Raw genomic sequence first — 21,750 nt, 5'->3', positions numbered from 1 at the left:
CACCGACGGCCCCAACCGCGGACCTAGTGGGCGGGCGCGGGCTCCCAGTGCACCACCTTGAGCTGGCTCATCTCGTCCAGCAACTCAGGTCCGTAGCCGAACCCGGCGCCGCTGGCTCGCCGGGGCTGCGCGGCACCACCCGGCGCACCACCGAAGACCGCGTTGATCTTGACCGTACCGACCGGCAGCTCGCGCCAGGCGCGCTGGGCGTTGGCCTGGGATCCGGTCAGCACCGTCGCGGCCAGGCCGTAGTCGTCGTCGGCGGCCAGTCGCAGGGCGTCGCCGAAGCTGTCGACCACGGTCACCGGGGCCACCGGTCCGAAGGTCTCGGTGCGCATGACGTCCAGTTCAGGGCTGCAGGAGGTGAGCACGGTGGCCGGGTAGTGCGCGCCCGGGTCGTCCGGCAGCTCGCCGCCGGTGAGGAGCACGGCTCCGTTGTCGACGGCCTGGCGGACCTGCTGGTGCACGGATTCCCGGTGGCGCCGATCGACCAGCGGGGCGAGCACGCGCGACTGCGCTTCGGCGACCAGTGCGGACAGGAAGGGATCGGCCACCGCGCGATGCACGTAGATCCGCTCGACGGCGACGCAGATCTGGCCCGAGTTGGCGAACGCGCCGAGCGCCGCCTGGCCGGCCGCCCAGACCGGGTCGACGTCCTCGTCCACGATGAGCGGGTCGTTGCCGCCGTTCTCGAGCAGAGCCTTGGCGCCGGTCGCGGCGGCGGCCGCGGCGATGGACCGCCCGGCGGCCGTACTGCCGACGTGGGCGGTCACGTCCACATCGTTGCGCGCGGCAAGCGCTGCGCCGACCGAGCCGTCACCCTGCACTGTCTGCAGCACTCCCTGCGGCAGTGCCTCGGCGAGCAACTGACCGAGCCGCGCGCCGGTGTGCGGGCAGCGCTCGCTGGGCTTGTGAACGACGGTGTTGCCGGTGACCAGAGCCGCGCCGATCAGCCCGCAGGCGACCGCGACGGGATCGTTCCAGGGCGTCAGCGCGACCACGACGCCTCGGGGTTCGGGGACCATCAGGTCGGTCGCGTCGGGATCTCCCAGCAGCGTGCGTCCGCCGCGCAGCGGCCCCAGTTCGGCGTACTGCTCGAGCGTGCCCGCACCGGCGAGGATGCCGCCCAGACTCTCGTCGACCGGCTTGCCCGTCTCGGAACAGTTGATCCGGGCCAGCTCGTCCGCCGCGTCCCGCAACGCCTTCGCGGCTGCCTTCACCGCAGCTCCGCGCTCAGCGGCCGGCGTCCGCGCCCAGTCGGTGCTCTGCCGCCGCGCCTCGACGACCGCCGCGTCCACCTCGGCGTCACTCGCCATCGGCACCGTTCCGACCCGCGATCCGTCGGCGGGGTCGAGAATCTCCAACACACGCTCAGTACCGGTGATCACCGTCCGCACTCCTCTCCGGTAAGGCCGCAACCAGAGCCCGGTTCCCCGGCTGGTGCTTCTCACACCCCCGGCTTCAGGGCGTCCTCGGCGTACTCAGTGCTTGATCGAGCGACCGCCGTAGGTAGTCCATGGTCCGGTCGAGATCGGCCGCGAAGGCAGGATTGACCTGAGCCATCCCGACGAACCACAACCCGAACGCCACGTCCCGCGTGGCGACGAAGTCGTCCAGGTGGGTGAGGTCGGGCAACGCTCGCCGCTCGCCGTACCCAGTGAGCAGCGCCTCACGGATCGCGGCGTGCTCGGGGTGCGTCCGGTACTCCCACAGCGGTACTGCGAGGTCGTAGAGCCAGTAGCCGAATCCACAGTCGTCGAAGTCGATCAGCCGCACCGCGTCGCCGTCGAACAGCACGTTCTCCAGATGCAGGTCGGCATGGATCAGGCCGAAAACGTCCGGCGTCGATCCCAGTTCCGCCATCACACCCCGCATCCGGCGCGCGACCTCGCCGAACCGCGGGCGAACCGGCGCCGGCAACAGGTCCCAGCACCCGGCCGCGGACACCCCGCCGTACTCCATCGTGTTGCCGAAGAAGGTCTCCCAGTCCCACCGCATCCGGATGAAGCCCGGCGGCGGATCCCATCCCGAAGCGTGCTCGTGCAGCCGGGCCAGGATGCCGCCCAGGCGCCGGAAGTGCACGGGGCGCGGATGTGCCGATTGCATCCGCCCGTACTGCCAGCCGAGGAGCGAGCAAACTCGGCCGTCGGCGACGGTGGTCCACTCTCCGCTGCGAGCCCGGACCGGTGGCGGAACGCTCAGCTCCGTGTCTGCTTGCAAGGCGGCCAGCCAGTCCAGCTCCGATCCGACCGCCTGCCGCGAGTCGACGCCGGGACCGTGCCGGTTCGCCCGATGGACCCGCAGCAGGAACCGCCCATCGCGGGAGTCGACCCGGAACGTGGTGTTCTCGCCGTGCGCGACGAACGTCAGCCGCGGGTCGTCCACCGGGTACCCCTCGAGCGCCCGCACCGCCGTACGACGCAGCCGTGCGACCTGCGCGCGCTTCGACACGAGTTCGGGCATCCCGCAGCGTATCCACCGAACGTCAGGGCTGGAACAGTTTCCAGTTGCCCTCGGAGACGACCTGGACGTCGCCGTCGGCCACGCTGACGGCGGTGTCGTCGTCGATCGCGTACGTCGGCGCGGGAATGCGTGCCGCCCACTTCTCCGCGTTGGCCGGGGAGGCGTCGAGGTGGTGTGGATGGTCGAAGTGCGGAATCAGGCCGAAGTCGACGAGGCCCGCTCCCTGGCCTGTGACGAGGATCCTGTCGAGGTCGCCTTCGGGGGTGGAGAAGACGACGTCCTCGGTCTTCAGCGGTCCGTCGGTGCCGCGGGGCGGTTCGGTGTAGGTCTCGACGAAGGTGGAAGTCGCCGCGATGCTGCCGGCGCTCACCCCGACGTAGACCGCGTCGAGCGTCGGTAGGAGATCGGCCAGTCCCGAGCGACGCATCCAGTTGGCGAGGAACAAGGGGTCGCCGCCCCCGACCAGCAGGACGTCGGCGTCGCGGACCGTTGGGACCCACGCCGCCTGCTCGATGCTCGGCAGCACCGACAGCTCGAGAATGCCCAGGGACTTCCAGCCCAATCCACACAGCTTTGACGAACGGGAGCCGGCGATCGTCTGCCAGACCATGCCGGGTCCACCGGGAAACGGATACAGGGCGGTGGGAACGAAAAGGGCGTTGGACTCGGCGATCGGTTTGCCGAGCAGGTCGACCAGGGCGTCCTGGATGCTGCTGTTCGTGATCCCGGACGACGTGAGGAGAGCTCGCATGCCCCCAACCCTCTGTTGTTTCGCGGTTCTTTTCTAGCCCGCGGCCCGCAGTTTGCGTTCGCGGACCGCGTGTTCGTCGGTGCGAGCGTCGTAGCGCCAGAAGTCCTTCAGCCAGGCGGCGGTGACGACCACGCCGGCGACACACAGGACCCCGCCGCTGACGATCGACGTACGGACGCTGGTGAGGTCCGCGACCAGACCCGAGCGGGACTGCCCGCCCAGCGGACCGAGCGAGTACGACAGCATCTCGATGCCCGCCAGGCGGCCGCGCATCTCGTCGGGGATGGTCTGGTTCCAGATCACCGCACGGAACAGGCCGGAGATCATGTCCGCGCCGCCCGCGACGGCGAAGAACGCGATCGCGAACCAGATGTTCGGCGCCAGGCCCGCGATGCCAACCGACGCGCCCCAGGTGATGGTGGCGAGCACCACCGCGCGGCCGTGGTGATGGACGTGGCGGGCCCAGCCGCTGGTGAGCGTGGCCAGCATCGCGCCGACCGCCTCGGCGCTGTAGAGCAGGCCGAGCAGTTTCGGTTCCTTCAGCACCTCGGTCGCGAACGCCGGGAACAGCACGATCGGCATCGCCAGGAACATGCCGACCATGTCGACGGCGTACGTGCCGAGCAGGTCGCGGCGGCGGAAGGCGTACTTGATCCCGTCCCCGATCGCCCGCAGGCTCGGCGGCGTACTGTGCTCGCTCGGCTTGTACGAGCCCAGCAGCAGGAACAGCAGCGTCGCGGCCACCAGCCCGACGAGTTCGACGGCATAGGCCCAGGTCACCCCGGCGGTTCCGACCAGTACGCCGCCGAGTGCGGGCCCGGCGAGCTGGCCGACCTGGAGGGTCAGCGAGTTGAGCGTCACCGCGGCCGGCATGTCCTCGTGCCGGACGACGCGCGGGAACAGCGCCTCCCGCGACGGCCGCTGCAGTGACGACGCGATCGCGTTGAGCGCGCCGCAGACGTAGATCACCCAGACCTGCGGACTGGCGAGCAGCGTGTTGGCCAGCAGCACCGCGCAGACCGCGACCTGCGCGATCCCGGTCAGGATCAGCATCTTGCGGCGGTCGACGTGGTCGGCCAGCGCGCCGCCGTACAGGCCGAAGAGCACCAGCGGGACGATCGTCACCAGGCCCATCGCGCCGACGGCGAAGTTCGATCCGGTCAGCTGGTAGAGCTGGAACGGCAGCGCGACGTAGCCGACCATGCCGCCGAGGAAGAACACGGAGCCGGAGATCACCAGGATCCGGAAGTCGCGGGACGCCCGCCACGGGGTCAGATCGACCCGGAGCCGGGTCAGGCGTTCGCGGAAACTTGTTGCCACTGGCACATGGTTGCACCCGCCCGCGCGCCGCGACGACCCCATTTTCGGCCCTTCCGTCGGCCGCGCGCTCGGTCTGGACCGGAACCAAACGGCCGGACCCGGCGTCAACCACCACGGCGCCGGCGACGGCCCAGTACCGCCGGTCGTGGAACAACAAGTTCACGTTCATCATGCAGAAGGACGGCAATGCCGTGCTCTACCAGGGCAAGACCGCTCTGTGGTCCACTGCCACGAACGTCAAGGGCAGCTCGATCTCACTGCAGCGCGACGGCAACCTGGTGATCTACTCGGGTCGCACCCCGGTCTGGTCCACCGGCACCGCCGGTCGTTGAGCCGGTTCGTTACTCGCTGACCAGCGGCAGGAGCGCACTGAGATCGGTGCGCTCCCCGCTGGCCCGCAACCTGCCGCTGTCACGAGCCTCGGGCCAGTCGATCCGCCCGATCGCCAGGTCGATCCACAGCTCCGGCGGCATCTCCACCACCGCGCCCGGCGTACCCCTGGTGTGCCGCGGTCCCTCGATGCACTGCACCGCGCCGTACGGCGGGACGCGCACCTCGACCGCGTGACCGGGCGCTTTCGCGACCAGCAGCTTCAGCAGTTGTTTCACCAGGAGTTTCAGATCGGCCCGCTCGGCTTCACCTGCTCGGTACCGGCGCAGCGCCGCATCGAAGTCCACGACAGGCCAGCGTAGCGGCGGTTTCGCCGACGGCCCCCTCGTGGTCGATAATCAACTGCGACGACAAGGATTGCGGAGGTCCGGATGCTCACGCCCAGGCACCAGGCGCTGCTGGCGACACTGGCCGGGATGACCGTCGGTGTGGCCGTTTTCGGCACCGTGCTCGCGATCAACAGCGCCACCGGGCAGGACTCCGCCCAGACCGTCGTCACCAGTCCGACGCCGACGCCCACGCCGATCGCGAGCGACGGGTTGCAGCCGGACGCCTTGCAGTTCGCGGCCGAGACCTTCGGCACCGAGCGCGAGCCGGTCACCGCCGAGGTCCCGGCGGGCTGGAAGACCAGCCAGAGCGGCACCCGCCCGCGGTACGTCGACCCGACCGGCGTCTGGCAGATCAGGTTCGACGCGCGCGGCAGCAAGCAGACGCCCGACGCGCTGCTCGAGGCCCGCCAGGGCAGCATCGACGAGCCGGACTACAAGGTGATCAGCACCGACAACACCACGCTGGTCTACACCTACACCGACCGGGAGCGCGGGCCGCGGATGGGCTTGTCGCGCTGGATCGCGGCCGGCGACAGCGACCGGTCGGCGGTCGAGATCACCGTCGGCGGCCGCCCGCAGGACGAGGCCGGGCTGCGTGCCGTCCTGGAGCGGGCGACCGAGACGCTGCGACTGCCGGACGAGTCCGACGACCGGCCCAGCTGAGCTCAGCTGACGCCAGTACGTCGTACTGGCGTCAGCACTCGATGTCGGTCGCCGGCGCCGAGCCCTGCAGCAAGTAGCTCTCCACTGCGCTGTCGACGCACGGATTGCCGGCCTTGTAGCCGGTGTGGCCGTCGCCGTCGCGAGTGATCAGTACGCCACTGTCCAGCTGCCCGGCCAGCCCGACGGCCCATGCGTACGGCGTCGCCGGGTCGCGGGTGGTGCCGATCACGACGATCGGCTTCGCACCGGTCGCCTTGATCGGGTGCGGCTTGCCGGTCGGCTTGACCGGCCAGTTCGCGCAGGCCAGCGAACCCCAGAGCAGGTACGGGCCGAAGCGCGGGGACTCGGCCGTGTACTTGGCCAGCTTCGACTTGGCGTCCGCGACCGAGGTGATGTCCTGGCGGTCGAGGCAGTTCACCGCGTAGATCGCCTCGTTCTGGTTGCCGGCGTAGCCGCGCGGCGTCCGGTCGGTGAACGCGTCGGCGAGCGCCAGCAGCTTGGCGCCCTTGCCCTCGAGGCCGTTGGCCACCGCCTCCTCGAGCTGCGGCCAGGCTTCCTTCTGGTACAGCGGGAAGATCACCGCGAGCACCGTCAGCGCCTGCGTCAGCTCGCGGTCGCCGCCGGTCGGCAGCGGCTTGGCGTCGGTCTCGGTGAGCAGCTTGTCGACCGCGGCCAGGACCTCGGTCTTGCTGCCGCCGAGCTGGCAGGACCGCGCGGCGCAGTCCTCGGCGAACGCGTTCAGCGCGACGTCGAAGCCCTTCGCCTGGGCGATGTTGTTCTGCTCGGCCGTCTTCGAGGGGTCGACCGCGCCGTCCAGCACCAGCCGGCCGACGTTCTTCGGGAACAGCTCGGCGTACGTCGCGCCGAGGAACGTGCCGTAGGAGTAGCCGAGGTAGTTCAGCTCGGCATCACCGACGATGCCGCGCAGGACGTCGATGTCCCGGGCGGCGTCCTCGGTCGACACGTGCGGCAGCAGGTTGCCCGAGCGGCGTTCGCAGGCCTGCGCGAACGCCTTGTTCTCGGCGTCCAGCGTGCTGATCTCGGTCTCGTCGTCCGGGCTGCCGTCGGTCGCGAGCAGCTTGTCCTGCTGCTCGGTGTCCAGACAGCGCACCGGCGTCGAGTCGCCCACGCCGCGCGGATCCCAGCCGATCACGTCGAACCTGCGCAGCAGGGCCGCGCCCAGGCTGAACGGCGCCGACGAAGCGAACTGGACGCCGGAGGCACCGGGACCGCCGGGGTTGATGAACAGCGTGCCGATCCGGCCGGCCCGGTCGCGGGCCGGGATGCGGCGGGCGCGCAGCTCGATGGTGTCGCCGGCGGGCTTGGTGTAGTCGAGCGGGACGGTGATCGTCGCGCACTGGCTGCCGGATCCGCAGCGTTCCCAGGCGGGCCGCTGCTGGTAGAACTTCTCCAGCCCGACGGGAATCGGCCCGGCCGGAGCGCTCGTCGGGTTGCCGCCCGTCGTACCGCTGGGGCCTTCGGCGTCCTGGGCCCGGGTGGCGACTCCACACCCACCGACCAGCGCCACGACCAGCAGCCCTGCCACAACCCTGCACGTCTTCACTACGAGCCGTCTCCCGTGTTGTCGTCCGGTCCAGCGGTGGTGGGCCCGGTGTCCGTCGACGAGTCGCTCAAACGCCGCCGACGGCGTGGCTTGCGGCGGCGGGTGGGCTCCCCAGCGGCCGGCTCCTGGGTGGTCTGGTGCTCGGCCGCCGGCTCCTGGGCGGGCTTCAGCTCGGCGGTCCGGTCCTGCGCGGGCTTCTGCTCGGCCGGCCGGGCGGTCGGCGTCGGGAGGCTCACCGGGGCGTCCGGCGTGGTGGTGCTGCTGGCCTCGTACTGCTGGCGCGGCGAGCACACGTCGGCGCGGCTGCAGGCGCACCGGCGACCGGACGCGGCGAGCCGTACGACGACGGTGTCGCTCGGGACGTTGTGCCCGACGACCACGCCGTCCCCAGCCGGCGTCTCCACCGGCGTACCGACCGAAGGCGCCTTGGCGTTGAACTCCTGGTACAGCGGGTGCTCGTATTTCAGGCAGCACATCAGCCGCCCGCACGCGCCGGAGATTTTCAGTGGGTTGAGCGGCAGGTCCTGGTCCTTCGCCATCCGCACGCTGACCGGCTCGAAGTCCTTCAGGAACGTCGCACAGCACAGGTCCCGCCCGCACGGCCCGATCCCGCCCTGCAGCCGGGCCTCGTCGCGGGCACCGACCTGCCGCAGCTCGATCCGGGCGCGCAGCCCGCGGGCCAGGTCGCGCACGAGCTCGCGGAAGTCGACCCGGTGCGGCGCGGAGAAGTACACGATCACCAGCTGGTCGACGTCCGGCCGCCGGTCGACGAAGTCGATGCCGACCACCTTCATCGGCAGCCCGTGCTCACGGATCAGCCGCTTCGCGATCAGCCGCGCGTCGGCCCGGCGGTCGCGGTTGTGCTCATCGCGTTCCAGGTCGGCCGGGGTCGCGACTCCTTCACACAGCGGCAGCCCACCGATCTCCTCGGTGACATACTGCGGCGCCCACACGCACTCGGCGACCTCCGGCCCGTCGTCGGTCGGAACCAGCACCTTGTCCCCGACCCGCGGCCGGTGCGGGCCGGGGTCCAGGTAGTACAGCCGTCCGTAGCGCTCGAACGACACCGCCATCACCATGCCCACGCGGCCAGAGTAGGGCATGTGCGGTGAACGGCTTGGGTGGCGGCGCCGACGCCCACCACCGACCAACCACTGTCTGGGGTCGGTACCTGAGCGTGCGAGCTCCCGCCGGCGGGAGGTTGATCGGTGGTGGGGGTCGCCCTCGCGCTGACCGAGTCGACCCGATCGGCACGCTCAGCGCTTGCTGCCCTTGACGGTGCTGTCCAGCTCGTCGCCGTACGGGCCGTAGACCGTGCAGTAGATGTTGCGGTCACCGCTGTTCCAGCCGGCCCGCTCGGGGAACCAGGCGACCGGCTCCAGTTCGGAGTCGTCGACGTCGATCCCGACGTACTGCGCGAACTTCTCGTCGCAGGCCGCCTCGCCGAGCTCACCGACCTTCTCGTCACCCGGCCAGGGCTGGGCCGGCAGCGTCACCACGGCGTACAGCTCGCCGTCGTGCCCGCCGGTGCAGGACCGGCGCTCGACCTCGTCCTCGTCGGAGGTGTCGTCGAAACACTCGCCGACCACCAGGGCCTCGATGTAGACGCCGGTGGAGGCGCCCGAGCCGGTCGGCGAGCCGTCGGAGTAGTCCTGGTCCGGCAGGGTGGAGCCGAGCGCGATCAGGCCGATCACCACGGCCGCGATCAGCGTGACCACGGAACCGGCGATCAGCCCGACCACCGCCTGCGGGGTGCCGTTCTCGTTGCGCCGCTTGACCTGGACCAGCGCGGCGATGCCGAGCCCGATCGCGACCGGCGCGGCGACGAAGAACAGGATGCTCGCCAGTCCGGTCACCAGCGCGGCGGTCGCCAGGCCGTTCGTGGGTCGCGTGGCGCCCGAGTAGCCGTAGCCGTACGGCGCCGGCGGCTGACCGTAGGCCGGCGGGTACTGCTGGGCCGGGTACGGCGGGTACTGCTGCTGGGCAGCCTGCTGCGGCGCCGAGTACGGCGGCACGAACGGCTGCTGCTGCGGTGGGACGTACGGCGGCTGCTGCGGCGGCACGAACGGCGGCGGCGTGTCCTGCGGCCGCTGCTGCTGGGTGTAGGAGGGGAAGCTCCGCGGCCCGTCCTGGGGCCGGTTCGGGTCGTACTGGTACGGCGGTTGCGTCATCTCGGTGTCCCCCAGGCCCTAGCGCTGTGCCCCGCGCATGGAGCCCACCAGGCGCTCGCCGCCCACCATGCACAGTACGTTGCCATCAGCAACAGCTTGATCTTCCAGTACGACGTAGTACATGTCCAGAGCCGACTGCTCGTACGGCTTGCCGACGAACTCCTGGAACGCGGTCGCGCAGTGCTGGGTCGCCGAGGTGTTCTTCTGCTCGGTGGTCAGCCCGGTCATCGCGGCCCTCACCTTCGCGTAGGCCTCTCCCGAGTGCGACGCGCCGCAGTCGGCGATGGTGACCATGCGCAGGGTCTCGGCCGCCAGGTCGGCGTGGAAGCACTGCAGCACGCGGACCTGCGCGATCGGCACCGACCGGCCGATGCCCGCCTGCCGTTCGCCGTACAGGCCGAGTCCGGCGGCCACGGCGACCGCGATCACCCAGCAGCCGGACAGCGCCAGCGCGGCCTGTGCCATCCGGCGGCCACGGAGACCGGAGCGGCGGATCCGCCGCAGTGCCACCAGGGCCAGCGGGATCCCGGCCGGGATCAGGCCGGGCAGGCTGAACGCCAGCGCCGCGACCGCGAACCGGTCCAGCCGTCGCTCGGCCGGCGCCGGTACGCCGTCCAGCCACGACTCGGCCGGCGGGAGCGACCGCGCGGGCTCGATCGGCCGAGGCGGGTGGGTCATTCAGTTCCTTCGCGAGGGGCCGGTGGCTGAATTCCCCAGCCAGCCAGCACATCGGACCGGCCCGTACCTTCGTTACATCGAGTCCGCAACTCAGACCCGTGTCTCACGCTTCGAACAGGCGTGGAGACCCGCGTCTGCGCCGGCGGGCCGATCAGCCCTCGAAGAGCGCGATGGTCATCGCTTCCAGGGCCAGCAGTGGGGCGACGTTCATCTCGATCGCCTCCCGGCAGGCGGCGAGCGCGTCGATCCGGCGGATGGTCTGCTCGGGCGTGGTGCGCTCGGCGAACTGGACGATCGACGTCTGCAGCTCGGCGTTGATCAGCTCGCTGCCCGCGCGCGTCTGGACCACCAAGACGTCGCGGTACAACGCCATCAGGTCGACCAGTGACCGGTCGAGCACATCGCGTTCCCAGCGTTTGGCGCGGGCCTTCTGCTGCTCCTCGAGGTCCTTCACCGCGGCCGCGGCCTCGCGGGGCTTGGCGCCTTTCGTGCCGACGCCGAGGGCCTGCTCCAGCGCGGCCCGTTCCTTCTCGTCGACCGCCGCGGCGCTGGCCTTCGCCTCTTCCTTCGCCGCCTCCGCCAACTGCTGGGCCGCCTTGAGACAGGCCCCGAGATCGCGCAGCGCGAACGGCACTTCCAGGACCTTGGTCCGCCGCTCCCGCACTGTCTCGTCCCGGGCCAGTGCTCGGGCGCGCCCGATGTGCCCTTGTGCCGCCCGCGCCGCGAACCCGGCGAGCTCGGCGTCGACCCCGAGCGTGCGGCTCAGCATCTCGGCGACAGCGGGCACGGGCGGGGTCCGCAGTACAAGCAGCCGGCAGCGCGAGCGAATCGTCGGTACGACGTCCTCGACCGTCGGGGCGCAGAGCACCCAGATGGTTTTCGGCCCCGGCTCCTCGATGCTCTTCAGCAACGCGTCGGCCGCCTGCTCGGTGAGCCGGTCGGCGTCCTCGACGACCATCACCTGCCAGCGGCCCTGCGTCGGGCTCATCGCCGCCCGCCGGATCAGCTCGCGGATCTCGCTGACCCGGATCGACAGCAGCTCGGTGCGGATCAGCGACACGTCGGGGTGCGCGCCGCTGAGCGCCGTACGGCACTCGTTGCACTCCCCGCAGCCCTCGTTCGCACACTGCAACGCGGCGGCGAAGGCCCGTCCCGCGTTCGACCGGCCGGACCCGGGCGGCCCGGTGATCAGCCACGCGTGCGTCATCCCGGCCGTCGCCGCGCCACTCTCGCCGCGCAACCGAGCCGCGGCGCCGGAGACCGCCCGCCGCAAGATCCCGACCGCGGGCTGCTGCCCGACCAAGTCGTCCCACACACTCATAGGTCCACCTTCGGGAGCATCGGGAGCAACCTCGCCTGGATCTGCTCGGCGATCTGTTCGCGGTCCTGGGTGGCGTCGACGACCAGGTAGTGCTGCGGTTCGGCCGCGGCGAGCTCCAGGAAGGCCGCCCGGACCCGCTCGTGGAAGTCCGCGGACTGCGCCTCGATCCGGTCGCGCCCCTCGAAGCGGCCCAGGCCGCTCTTCGGCGGCAGGTCGAGCAGGACGGTCAGGTTCGGCCGCAGATCGTCGGTGGCCCAGCGGTTCACCCGCTCGACGTCGGACACGTCCAGGTCGCGGCCCGACCCCTGGTAGGCCAGCGCGGAATCGACGTACCGGTCGGTGATCACCACCGAACCCGCCTTGAGTGCCGGCTTGATCACCGAGTCGACGTGCTCGGCCTTGTCCGCGGCGTAGATCAGTGCCTCGGCCCGGTGCGAGATGTCGCCGGTGGCCGGGTCGAGCACGATCTGCCGCAGCGTCTTGCCGAGATCGGTCGCGCCCGGCTCGCGGGTCAGCAGCACGTGCTGGCCGCGCTCCTGCAACCACTTCACCAGCAGCGCGGCCTGCGTCGACTTGCCCGCGCCCTCGCCGCCTTCCAGCGCGATGAACAGCCCCGTTGTCGGATACACACCCGGAGTCTTGCCGAAGCTGCGCCGTACGTCGCGCCAGAACGGCACGCCCGGCCGGTCGTCCATCTGCTTCCAGGCGACCAGGCCGATCACGCCGGCCAGCACGGCCGCGACCAGCATCGTCAGGGCGGCGCCGTTGTAGCTGATCGAGCGCCCGCCGATGCTCCAGGTCTGCCGGCCGATCGCACCGGCGGCGAACGGCGCCACCGCCAGGGTCACCGCGAGCACGGTCCGGACCGCCGACTGCACGAACGCGAAGGTCCGGCCGCGCACGTTGTCGGGCACCTCCAGGCCGAGCAGCGTGTAGCCCGACACCCAGGACGCGCCGGCGCAGAAGCCGAGCACGATCGCGATCATCGTGGCGATCTCGATCTGCTGGATCAGCGCGAGCCCGGCCAGCCCGATGCCGGAGCCGACCAGCCCGGCCGCGAACAGGCGGCGCCGGCTCAGCCCGGAGAACAGCCGGGGCGCGAAGCCCATGCCGAGCGCGAGACCACCGAAGACCGCGCCGAACAGCACGCCGTACCCGGGGTCGCCGGCGTCCAGGTCCTCCACGTACGTGCGGCCGAGGCCGATCACGACCGCGCCGGCCGCGAAGGCGCCGGAGATGCCGACCACCAGGCCGCGCACCACCGGCGTACCGGTGACGTAGGACCAGCCCTCGACCATCGTGCGCCACAACGTCGGGTGGCTCTCGTGCTCGTGCGAACCGGCCCGGCCGATCTCGGCGACCGAGATGATCGCGACGGCGGAGACCGCGAAGGTGGCCGCGTTCACGTAGACCGCGAGGTCGATCGCGAAGTCACCCAGGCCGCGGGCCACCAGCGTGATCGCGGTGAAGATGACCGCGGCCGGCAGCGCACTGCCGTACGTCGTGATCAGGCTCAGCTGGTTGGCGGCCTCGAGCCGGTGCCGGGGCACCAGGTTCGGCACGCTGGCGTCCTTGGACGGGCCCCAGATCAGGCTGACGATCTCGATCAGCACGGTGGCGACCAGGACCCAGGTGAGCGTGCCGACGATCGGGATGCTGACGAAAAACGCCGCCCGGATCAGGTCGCCGACGATCATCGTCCAGCGCCGGTCCAGCCGGTCGGCGATCCAGCCGGCCACCGGGCCCATCACCAGCGCGGGCAGCACCCGCAGGAACAGCACGCCGCCGATCGCGAAGTTGGCCGCCTGGTAGTCGTCGCCGGCGAAGTTCTTGGCCATCGCGGTGAGCGCGAGCAGCCCGATCCAGTCGCCGAGGCTGGACAGCCCGAAAGCCACCCACAGGCGCCGGAACGCGCGGATCCGCAACACCGCCCGCAGATCATGCGCCGGTGCAGGATCGGTCAACGGGTCGTACACCTCCGGCACATCCCAGAGCCTAGTCGGCCGCACCGACGATCCCGGCCGGCCGGCCCTCGAGTAGGCGACCGGACGCGCTGTGTGATGCCGAGCTGATCACTTCGGGCGGCCCAGGCCCGCATCAGCACAGGCTTGCACCAGCCGGCGGACCGCCGCCGACGTGGCGGCAGGTGAACGAAGCGCGCACCGCCCTGCTCGACCGGAAGGTCCTTGGCAAGGCGGTGCTGGCAATCGACTGACTCAGCCGAACGGCGGCCGCACCCCGGCGACGTCGTACAGCTGGATGTCACCGGCGGTGAACTCGATGCCGGTGTTCGGCGCCGAGGCGACCGCCCGCCAGGCGTCGAGCGTCTCCTGCGAGTCCCAGAGCTCGAAGAGGTTCACCCGGCCGGGGTCGAGCGAGTCGGCGGTCATAGCCACGTCGCGGCACCCCGGCGCCTGGCGGGCCCGGCGGACCAGGTCGACATGGGCCGCGACGTACTCGTCGCGACGTTCGGGGGCCACCTGCGCGTGTCCGGCGATGATCAGCATGTGATTCCTCCGTAGGGGGTTGTTCACCCTACCGACGAAGACACCGCCCACCGCCGGACAACCAAGATCATCCGCGTGCGGCCCACGGCCCCTCGCCGGTGATCTTGTGGGGCGTGACCCGCGCGATCACCGTGGTCGGTGAGAGCCGGTTCTCGAACGGGTAGTCCGTGCCGAGATAGCGCTGCGCCTGCTGGTCCATCAGCTCGGCCCACCGCTGCGCGATGTCCGGCCCCTCGACCTCGGCCGTCCCGCGGACGACCAGGTACTGCGTGAGCCCGCGCCGGCTGGGCTGGTCGTCCTCGATCACCACGGTGACCCGCGGATCGCGGCGCAGGTTGCCGGCTTTGCGCTGGTACCCCTCCATCCCGATGAGAATCTGGTCGCCGTCGCGCTCGGCCCAAACGAGCGACGCCTGGGGCGAGCCGTCCGCGTCCAGCGTGACCAGGACGGCGTGGTTGTCGGTCTCGAACAGCCGGTGGGTGCTTTCCGGCAACGGGATCGCTGGCAAGGCAGTTCCTTTCCTCGGGGTCGGTCCGACGGTAGCCAGCGCAACGGGAACCTCTGGGTACCCTTGGACGCCGTGGACGGCATCGGCGGCGGCGACGTGTTCCTGGCGGACTGCCCGGCCCGGCTGGCGATCGACGTGATCGCGGACAAGTGGGCGGTGGTCACCCTCTGGGGGCTCAGTGAAGGACCACGCCGGCACGGTGAGCTGGTCGAGCTCATCGGCGGCATCTCGAAGAAGGTCCTGACCCAGACACTGCGGCGGCTGCAGTCCAACGGACTGGTCACGCGGCACGATCACGGCGGCGTACCGCCCCGGGTGGAGTACGACCTGACCGAGCTCGGCAGGTCGCTGATGGAGCCGATCCGGCTGCTGACCTCCTGGGCGGCCGAGAACGGCGACGCCGTGCTGGCGGCCCAGGAGGCTCACTGAGATCGCCTCACTCCGGGAAGCCCGGAGTGAGGCGGCGACTCAGCCGCGGAACTGCAGGGAAATGGACGCCTCAGCGGTGTGCAGCTTGTACTTGTCTGCCAGCGCCGGGCCGCAGGAGTTCGAGCCGATGCCCGCCTGGGCCAGGTCCAGCGTCACGTACGTCGTGTCGCCGGCCCGCAGGTCGATCGTGTGCTTGGCGTCCTCCAGGTCCTTGCTGGTCCAGTCGCGCACGGTCAGCCCGAACAGACCGGGCGCGCCCTCGATCCGCAGCGTGCCCTGCGCGCCGGTCAGCACGGCCCAGCGGGTGTCGATCCGGTGGCCGTTCTCCTGCGGGCGCACGTACGGCGTCTGCAGCTGTGCGACGGTCGCCGAGTACTTGCCGACGGCAGCGGCCGAGCGGGTGTCGACGTACGCCTCGTTCGGGCCGGCGCCGAACCACTCGACGGTGTCCACCTTCGGCAGCTCGAAGGTGATGCCCAGCCGCGGCAGGGTCGCCGGGAACTGGCCCTCGGGTGTGACGGTGAGGTCGAGCTGCACGCCGCCGTCCAGCCGACTCCAGACCCAGGTCGACAGCAGACCCCACTGCAGGGCGGGCGGAGCCGTCCGGGTGACGACCTTCCAGCCGGTCTCGTGTGTGGTCGAGACGACCCGGTGCTGAACCCGGTGCAGACCGGCCTCGCGCCAGGCCTCGGCCACGCCGGGAATGGCGTCGTTGTCGGTCGGTGCCCGCCAGACGTCGAGGCGCGCGTTGGTCACCGCACCCACGGTGATCCCGTGCACGCCCGCAACGCCTTCGGCCGGCGCACGCGCAACGAGTGCCGCGGCCGCAACCACGTCGTCCACCCGGACCTGACCCCAGGCGACCCGGTGCCCGGCCTCGGCCCACGCCGTACCGTCGGTCAGCTCGGCACTGACCGTGACCCAGGCCTCGGACTGCTCGGCGAACTCCCGGACCGACGGCGGCAGCTCCACCGACACCGTCTGACCCGGCGCGATCTCCGGCACCGTCAGGTCACCGCCGGCGACCCGCTCGCCCCAGACCTCGACGACGTACCGGAAGGTCAGATGGCTGGTGTCCAGCACCTCGTAGCGGTTGCTGATCGCCACCTTGTCCTTGCCGTCGGCAACAATCCGGAGCGGCTCGATCACCTTGACGTACTCGAGCATGCCCGGCGACGGCGTCCGGTCGGGCAACAGCAGGCCGTCGCAGACGAAGTTGCCGTCGTGAATGGTCTCGCCGAAGTCGCCGCCGTACGCGAAGAACTCCTGGTCGTTCTCGCTCTTGCGCAGCCCGTGGTCGATGAACTCCCAGATGAACCCGCCCTGGCAGCGCGGGTACTTCTCGAACAGCTCGCGATAGTCCAGCAGCCCACCCGGGCCGTTGCCCATCGCGTGCCCGTACTCGCACAGGATGAACGGCAGTCCCCGGTACGACGAGGTGTCCTCGCCGATCTTCGCCACGTCCTCGGGCGAGGTGTACATCTGCGAGTAGATGTCGACGAACTCCGCCTCGGTGTCCCGCTCGTAGTGCACCGGCCGCGACGGGTCGAGCTCCTTGGCCACGGCGTACATGGCCTTGAGGTTGTCGCCCATGCCGCACTCGTTGCCGAGCGACCAGATCACGATGCTCGGGTGGTTCTTGTCCCGCTGGACCATCCGGCGCATCCGCTCCACCAGGTCGGGGCGGAACCGCTCGTCCATCACCGGGTTCGGCAGGTCCGGTGGCGTCGGCTCGTAGCCGAAGCCGTGGGTCTCCAGGTCGCACTCGTCCACGACGTACAGGCCGTGCAGGTCGCACAGGTCGAGGAAGTGCGGGTGCGGCGGGTAGTGGCTGGTGCGGACCGCGTTGATGCCGGCCCGCTTCATGATCAGTACGTCGTCGAGCATGTCCTGCTCGGTCAGCGCGCGGCCGCGGTCGGGGTGTACCTCGTGCCGGTTGACGCCGTTGAACAGGACCCGGTTGCCGTTCACGGTCAGTACGCCGTCGACGATCGCGACCGTGCGGAAGCCGATCCGCAGCCGGACCTCACCGCCTTCGGTGCGCACCACCGCGTCGTACAGGCGCGGCACCTCGGCGCTCCACGGCTCGACGCGGTCGATCCGCGTGTGCTCGCCGGTCGGCACCTCCAGGCCCAGCTCCGGGACGACGACCGTGCCGGGAACGTCGGACTCGACCACCAGCGTGCCGGCGCCGTCGGTGTGGTCGTACGCCGCCCGCACGGACACGTCCGTCGGCGCCGTCGGCTTGAGCGCGAGCAGGTTGACCTCGCGGAAGATGCCGGACAGCCACCACATGTCCTGGTCCTCGACGTAACTGCCGGTCGACCACTGGTGCACGCGGACCGCGATCCGGGCTTCCTGGCCCGGCGTGACCAGCTCGGTGACGTCGAACTCGCTCGGCAGCCGCGACCCGGACGACCAGCCGACCCGCTCGCCGTTCACGTACACGGCGAACCGCGAGTCGACGCCCTCGAACCGCAGCACGATCCGCGCGCCGGCGAAGTCCTCCGGGACGGTCGCAGTCCGCACGTAGTCGCCGGTCGGGTTGTCGGTCGGCACGAACGGCGGCTCGAGCGGGAACGGATACACGATGTTCGTGTACGCCGGGGCGCCGTGCCCCTGCAGCTGCCAGTGCCCGGGCACGCTGATCGTGTCCCAGCCACTGACGTCCGGGTCCTTCAGGTCGTCGGGCGCGGCCGCCACACTCGGCGAGAGCCGGAAGCTCCAGTCACCGGTCAGCGAGACCCGGCCGGAGTCGTCGTCCAGCCAGGCCCGCGCGGGCAGCGTTCCGGCCGCCGGGGCGAAGTCTTCGACATAACTGTGGTCGTAGGTCACGGACGACGAGCCTACGGGGCTTGTCTTCACATATCCACACCGATGAACAGATATGGACACCTCTGCACGGACCGAAACCGGACACCCGGCGCTGACCGTCCCAGCGGTGTGGTCAGCCCGCGCAGTCCGCGCAGACCCCGACCAGGGCCACCTGCTCGGGGGCCAGCCGGAAGCCGAGGTCGCGCTGGAGCTTGCGGCGGGTCGGGTCGAGGGTGTCGCCGGGGGCGTCCAGCACCGTGCCGCACTCGGAGCAGCGCAGGTGCAGGTGGCGGGGCGCCAGCTCCCCGGACAGGTGGTACGTCGTACCGGCGCGGCCGAGGTGGACGTGGGTGACCAGCCCGAACTCGCCGAGGGCGTCGAGCGCGCGGTAGACGGTCGCCCGGTGGATGCCCGGGCGGAGCTGCTCGGCGCGTTCGCCGATCTGCTCCGCGCTCAGGTGCTCGTCGGTGCTCGCCAGGACCTCGACGACGGCGAGCCGGGCCGGCGTGACCCGCTCGCCACGCTCCCGCAGCCGCAACGCGGTGACCTCGGCCGGGCCTTTCGCGACCGAACCCTTCGGAGATGGCGCCATGTTCCAGTCTGACCCTTCTACGACTTCTTCGCAGCGGCCTTCGTGGTCGTCTTCTTCGCCGTCGTCTTCTTCGCCGTGCTCTTCTTGGCGGCCGTCTTCTTCGTGGTCGCCTTCTTGGCCGTCGTCTTCTTGGCGGCGGTCTTCTTGGCCGGCGACTTCTTCGCGGTCTTCTTCACCGGACCGCGCGCCCGCTTGTCGGCCAGCAGCTCGGCCGCCCGCAGCAGCGAGATCGTGTCGACCGAGTCGTCCTTGCGCAGCGTCGCGTTGGTCTCCCCGTCGGTGACGTACGGACCGAAGCGGCCCTCCTTCACCACCACCGGCTTGCCGGACTCCGGGTCCTCGCCGAGCTCCTTGAGCGGCGGCGCGGCGGCCCGCCGGCCCCGCTGCTTGGGCTCGGCGTAGATCTTCAGCGCCTCCTCGAGGGTGATGTCGAAGATCTGGTCCTCGGTCTGCAGCGACCGCGAGTCGGTGCCCTTCTTCAGGTACGGCCCGTAGCGGCCGTTCTGCGCGGTGATCTCCTCGCCGGACTCCGGGTCCTTGCCGACCACCCGCGGCAGCGACAGCAGCTTCAGCGCGTCGTCCAGGGTGACGGTGTCCAGCGTCATCGACTTGAGCAGCGAACCGGTCCGCGGCTTCGCGCTCTTCGGCGCGTCCTCGGGCAGCACCTCGGTCACGTACGGACCGAACCGGCCCGCCTTCGCGACCACCTTGAGCCCGGTGTCCGGCGTGTTGCCGAGCTCGACCTCGACGCCCGACGGCTGGCTGAGCAGCTCGCGCGCCTTGTCGACGGTGAGCTCGTCCGGCGGCAGGTCCTCCGGCACGTTCGCGCGGGTCTCGTCCGGGCCCTCGACGTACGGGCCGTAGCGGCCGACCCGGACCACGATGCCGCTGTCCGGCGGGCCGACCGGGAAGGTGGACATCTCCCGGGCGTCGATGTCGCCGAGGTCGCTGACCATCGACTGCAGGCCCTCGAGGTCGTCGTCGCCGAAGTAGAACCGGCCGAGCACGCCCTCGCGCTGCTGGTTGCCGGCCGCGACGTCGTCCAGCACGTCCTCCATCGAGGCGGTGAACGCGTAGTCGACCAAACGGGTGAAGTGCTCTTCGAGCAGCCGGACCACGGCGAAGGCCAGCCACGCCGGGACCAGCGCGTTGCCCTTCTTGTAGACGTAGCCGCGGGCCTGGATCGTGCCCAGGATCGACGCGTACGTCGACGGCCGGCCGATCTCGCGCTCTTCCAGCTGGGCGATCAGCGTCGCCTCGGTGAAGCGCGACGGCGGCTTGGTCTCGTGCCCCGACGCGATCACCTCGGTGGCCGGCAGCACGTCGCCCTCGGCCACGTCCGGGATCTGGGTCTCCCGGTCGTCGGTCTCGGCCGACGGGTCGTCGGCGCCCTCGACGTAGGCCTTGAGGAAGCCGTGGAACGTGATCACCCGGCCGGACGAGGTGAACTCGACGTTCTCGCCCGTGGAGGCCTTCGCGTCGATCTTGATCGAGACGCTGTTACCGGCCGCGTCCTTCATCTGCGACGCGATCGTGCGCATCCAGATCAGCTCGTACAGCCGGTACTCCGCGCCCGACAGCCCGGTCTGCGCCGGGGTCTGGAACTGCTCACCGGCCGGCCGGATCGCCTCGTGCGCCTCCTGCGCGTTCTTCACCTTGGAGGTGTAGACCCGCGGCTTGTCCGGCAGGTACGACGCGCCGTACAGCTCGCGGACCTGGGCCCGGGCGGCGGTGATCGCGGTGTCCGACAGCGTGACCGAGTCGGTCCGCATGTAGGTGATGTTGCCGTTCTCGTACAGCCGCTGGGCGATCTGCATGGTCTGCGAGGCGGACATGCCGAGCTTGCGGCCGGCCTCCTGCTGCAGCGTGGTGGTCCGGAACGGCGCGTACGGCTTGCGGGTGTACGGCTTGGACTCGATCGAGCGCACGGTGAACCGCGAGTCGCGCAACGCCGCGGCCAGCGCGGTCGCGGTCGACTCGTCCAGGTGGACCGTGTTCTGGCTCTTCAGCTCGCCGGTCGGCGCGAAGTCGCGGCCCTGGGCGATCCGCCGGCTGTCCACCGAGACCAGCCGGGACGGGAACAGCCGGGGCGTCTTTCCCTCGCCGGCGTCCAGCGTGGCGTCCAGGTCCCAGTACGACGCGCTGCGGAACGCGATCCGCTCTCGCTCGCGGTCGACCACCATCCGGATCGCGACCGACTGGACCCGGCCCGCCGACAGCTTCGGCATGACCTTCTTCCACAGCACCGGGGAGACCTCGTAGCCGTAGAGCCGGTCGAGGATCCGCCGGGCCTCCTGGGCGTCGACCAGCGCGTCGTTGATCTGCCGCGCGTTGCCGACCGCGTCCTGGATCGCCTTCGGCGTGATCTCGTGGAAGACCATCCGCTTGACCGGGATCTTCGGCTTCAGCTCGTCCAGCAGGTGCCACGCGATGGCTTCACCCTCGCGGTCCTCATCGGTCGCGAGGTAGAGCTCGTCGGCGTCCTTCAGCAGGTCCTTGAGCTTGCGGATCTGCGCCTTCTTGTCGGCCGGTACGACGTACAGCGGGTCGAAGTGGTCGTCGATGTTCACGCCGAGCCGGGCCCACGGCAGTCCCTTGTACTTGGCGGGGATCTCGTCGGCCCCCTTCGGCAGGTCCCGGATGTGGCCGAAGCTGGACTCCACCACGTACCCGGCGCCCAGGAAACCGGCGATCATCCGCGCCTTCTTCGGCGACTCGACGATCACCAGCCGGCGACCGGTCCCCGCTGCCGCGGTTCCGGACGATGTCTTGGTCCCTGCTGCCCCTGCCACTGCGCTCCTTGCTGTCTACGACCCGTACGACCGACCAACGTCTGCGGCCGGACTGCTCATTCCCCGTGAGCCACCCCGAGCACCGGACCTGCCCGAAGACAGAGTACGGCCGACAGCAACGCATTTCTCAACGCACGGTAACCGGTCGCGCCGCGACGAGCCGCATTCGGGTGACGGAAAGCACGGGAAAACCCCGGCCCGGAGCAGTTCCCGCACCTCCTGTTCCGCCCGCACGTGACGCGCGCACGTGCGATCCCGAATGCCGAGACGGATCCGCTCAGCGGACGAACACGACGGGGGTCGCGGCGGCTCCTTCCGCGGCAGCGGCCGCGGCCGGGTCTTCAGGAACCGGTCGAAGTACGCCCGGAGATACGTCCGGCGGGCACGGACACTGCGGCCCGGGCCGACCGTGCCGAGCAGCGAGCCGACGATCTGTGGCAGGCTCAGATCGAGCTTCC

Annotated in this window: 19 protein-coding genes; 3 read left to right on the top strand and 16 right to left on the bottom strand. The window is 70.7% G+C overall.

What is annotated here, in order from left to right; all coding sequences use genetic code 11:
- Window positions 1–23 precede the first annotated feature (23 nt).
- The 4 genes from ACQPXM_RS03080 to ACQPXM_RS03065 form a co-directional block, all read right to left on the bottom strand.
- Window positions 24–1,388, bottom strand: a complete 1,365-nt coding sequence (locus tag ACQPXM_RS03080; RefSeq protein ID WP_432944507.1) for an aldehyde dehydrogenase family protein — start codon at window positions 1,386–1,388, stop codon at window positions 24–26.
- A 73-nt stretch (window positions 1,389–1,461) separates the two neighbouring features.
- Window positions 1,462–2,463 (bottom strand): phosphotransferase enzyme family protein, encoded by a 1,002-nt coding sequence (locus ACQPXM_RS03075; RefSeq protein ID WP_432944505.1) that lies wholly within the window; start codon window positions 2,461–2,463, stop codon window positions 1,462–1,464.
- A 22-nt stretch (window positions 2,464–2,485) separates the two neighbouring features.
- Entirely contained in the window at window positions 2,486–3,214 is a 729-nt protein-coding gene (locus ACQPXM_RS03070) for a Type 1 glutamine amidotransferase-like domain-containing protein (protein WP_432944503.1), read from the bottom strand.
- 33 nt (window positions 3,215–3,247) lie between these two features.
- The gene (locus ACQPXM_RS03065; RefSeq protein ID WP_432944501.1) at window positions 3,248–4,534 is read right to left on the bottom strand and encodes an MFS transporter; all 1,287 of its coding nucleotides are present in this window, start codon (window positions 4,532–4,534) and stop codon (window positions 3,248–3,250) included.
- Between ACQPXM_RS03065 and ACQPXM_RS03060 the strand changes: the two genes are divergently transcribed.
- Complete coding sequence (locus tag ACQPXM_RS03060; protein WP_432944499.1) at window positions 4,528–4,866, top strand: hypothetical protein; 339 nt, start codon at window positions 4,528–4,530, stop codon at window positions 4,864–4,866. The genes ACQPXM_RS03065 and ACQPXM_RS03060 overlap by 7 nt on opposite strands.
- 9 nt (window positions 4,867–4,875) lie before the next feature.
- Here ACQPXM_RS03060 and ACQPXM_RS03055 read toward each other — a convergent pair whose 3' ends face one another.
- Entirely contained in the window at window positions 4,876–5,211 is a 336-nt protein-coding gene (locus tag ACQPXM_RS03055) for a sterol carrier family protein (RefSeq protein ID WP_432944497.1), read from the bottom strand.
- A gap of 84 nt (window positions 5,212–5,295) precedes the next feature.
- Here ACQPXM_RS03055 and ACQPXM_RS03050 point away from each other — a divergent pair, with 84 nt between their 5' ends.
- Window positions 5,296–5,916 (top strand): hypothetical protein, encoded by a 621-nt coding sequence (locus tag ACQPXM_RS03050; RefSeq protein ID WP_432944495.1) that lies wholly within the window; start codon window positions 5,296–5,298, stop codon window positions 5,914–5,916.
- Between the two features lie 31 nt (window positions 5,917–5,947).
- On the opposite strand, the gene ACQPXM_RS03045 is transcribed toward ACQPXM_RS03050, so the two are convergent.
- The 8 genes from ACQPXM_RS03045 to ACQPXM_RS03010 all read right to left on the bottom strand — a co-directional run bounded on the left by ACQPXM_RS03045 (window position 5,948) and on the right by ACQPXM_RS03010 (window position 14,665).
- On the bottom strand, window positions 5,948–7,462 hold the full coding sequence (locus ACQPXM_RS03045; RefSeq protein WP_432944493.1) for an alpha/beta hydrolase: 1,515 nt from the start codon (window positions 7,460–7,462) through the stop codon (window positions 5,948–5,950).
- 17 nt (window positions 7,463–7,479) lie between these two features.
- Complete coding sequence (gene ricT, locus ACQPXM_RS03040) at window positions 7,480–8,559, bottom strand: regulatory iron-sulfur-containing complex subunit RicT (protein WP_432950931.1); 1,080 nt, start codon at window positions 8,557–8,559, stop codon at window positions 7,480–7,482.
- A 177-nt stretch (window positions 8,560–8,736) separates the two neighbouring features.
- The gene (locus ACQPXM_RS03035) at window positions 8,737–9,651 is read right to left on the bottom strand and encodes a DUF4190 domain-containing protein (RefSeq protein WP_432944491.1); all 915 of its coding nucleotides are present in this window, start codon (window positions 9,649–9,651) and stop codon (window positions 8,737–8,739) included.
- An 18-nt stretch (window positions 9,652–9,669) separates the two neighbouring features.
- On the bottom strand, window positions 9,670–10,329 hold the full coding sequence (locus ACQPXM_RS03030; RefSeq protein WP_432944489.1) for a DUF4190 domain-containing protein: 660 nt from the start codon (window positions 10,327–10,329) through the stop codon (window positions 9,670–9,672).
- Between the two features lie 151 nt (window positions 10,330–10,480).
- Complete coding sequence (locus ACQPXM_RS03025; protein WP_432944487.1) at window positions 10,481–11,650, bottom strand: DNA polymerase III subunit delta'; 1,170 nt, start codon at window positions 11,648–11,650, stop codon at window positions 10,481–10,483.
- Window positions 11,647–13,635: a dTMP kinase gene (gene tmk, locus ACQPXM_RS03020; RefSeq protein WP_432944485.1), complete on the bottom strand. Its 1,989-nt coding sequence runs from the start codon at window positions 13,633–13,635 to the stop codon at window positions 11,647–11,649. Before tmk ends, ACQPXM_RS03025 begins: the two co-directional genes overlap by 4 nt.
- Window positions 13,636–13,866: 231 nt before the next feature.
- Window positions 13,867–14,157 carry a putative quinol monooxygenase gene (locus ACQPXM_RS03015; RefSeq protein ID WP_432944483.1) on the bottom strand — a complete coding sequence of 97 codons (291 nt, stop codon included), beginning with the start codon at window positions 14,155–14,157 and terminating at the stop codon, window positions 13,867–13,869.
- 67 nt (window positions 14,158–14,224) lie between these two features.
- Window positions 14,225–14,665: a TIGR03618 family F420-dependent PPOX class oxidoreductase gene (locus tag ACQPXM_RS03010; protein WP_432944481.1), complete on the bottom strand. Its 441-nt coding sequence runs from the start codon at window positions 14,663–14,665 to the stop codon at window positions 14,225–14,227.
- A gap of 72 nt (window positions 14,666–14,737) precedes the next feature.
- Between ACQPXM_RS03010 and ACQPXM_RS03005 the strand changes: the two genes are divergently transcribed.
- Window positions 14,738–15,094: a winged helix-turn-helix transcriptional regulator gene (locus ACQPXM_RS03005; protein WP_432944479.1), complete on the top strand. Its 357-nt coding sequence runs from the start codon at window positions 14,738–14,740 to the stop codon at window positions 15,092–15,094.
- Window positions 15,095–15,133: 39 nt separating this feature from the next.
- Here ACQPXM_RS03005 and ACQPXM_RS03000 read toward each other — a convergent pair whose 3' ends face one another.
- The 3 genes from ACQPXM_RS03000 to topA form a co-directional block, all read right to left on the bottom strand.
- Complete coding sequence (locus ACQPXM_RS03000; RefSeq protein WP_432944477.1) at window positions 15,134–17,929, bottom strand: glycoside hydrolase family 2 TIM barrel-domain containing protein; 2,796 nt, start codon at window positions 17,927–17,929, stop codon at window positions 15,134–15,136.
- A 112-nt stretch (window positions 17,930–18,041) separates the two neighbouring features.
- A complete protein-coding gene (locus ACQPXM_RS02995) occupies window positions 18,042–18,500 on the bottom strand; it encodes a Fur family transcriptional regulator (protein ID WP_432944475.1) in 459 nt (152 codons plus the stop codon).
- Window positions 18,501–18,517: 17 nt separating this feature from the next.
- Entirely contained in the window at window positions 18,518–21,292 is a 2,775-nt protein-coding gene (gene topA, locus ACQPXM_RS02990) for a type I DNA topoisomerase (protein ID WP_432944473.1), read from the bottom strand.
- Window positions 21,293–21,750 lie beyond the last annotated feature (458 nt).

Origin of the sequence: Kribbella sp. CA-253562 (genome assembly GCF_050942265.1) — a bacterium.
In the GTDB taxonomy this organism is placed as follows: Bacteria; Actinomycetota; Actinomycetes; order Propionibacteriales; family Kribbellaceae; genus Kribbella.
This window is presented reverse-complemented; position numbering and strand designations above follow the sequence as displayed.

Bases quoted from the DNA above. Each gene is read 5' to 3' on its own strand.
- ACQPXM_RS02995 (WP_432944475.1), bottom strand. From the start codon at position 18,500: ATGGCGCCATCTCCGAAGGGTTCGGTCGCGAAAGGCCCGGCCGAGGTC.
- ACQPXM_RS03015 (WP_432944483.1), bottom strand. From the start codon at position 14,157: ATGCTGATCATCGCCGGACACGCGCAGGTGGCCCCCGAACGTCGCGAC.
- ACQPXM_RS03050 (WP_432944495.1), top strand. From the start codon at position 5,296: ATGCTCACGCCCAGGCACCAGGCGCTGCTGGCGACACTGGCCGGGATG.
- ACQPXM_RS03025 (WP_432944487.1), bottom strand. From the start codon at position 11,650: ATGAGTGTGTGGGACGACTTGGTCGGGCAGCAGCCCGCGGTCGGGATC.
- ACQPXM_RS03070 (WP_432944503.1), bottom strand. From the start codon at position 3,214: ATGCGAGCTCTCCTCACGTCGTCCGGGATCACGAACAGCAGCATCCAG.
- ricT (WP_432950931.1), bottom strand. From the start codon at position 8,559: ATGGTGATGGCGGTGTCGTTCGAGCGCTACGGACGGCTGTACTACCTG.
- ACQPXM_RS03035 (WP_432944491.1), bottom strand. From the start codon at position 9,651: ATGACGCAACCGCCGTACCAGTACGACCCGAACCGGCCCCAGGACGGG.
- ACQPXM_RS03075 (WP_432944505.1), bottom strand. From the start codon at position 2,463: ATGCCCGAACTCGTGTCGAAGCGCGCGCAGGTCGCACGGCTGCGTCGT.
- ACQPXM_RS03030 (WP_432944489.1), bottom strand. From the start codon at position 10,329: ATGACCCACCCGCCTCGGCCGATCGAGCCCGCGCGGTCGCTCCCGCCG.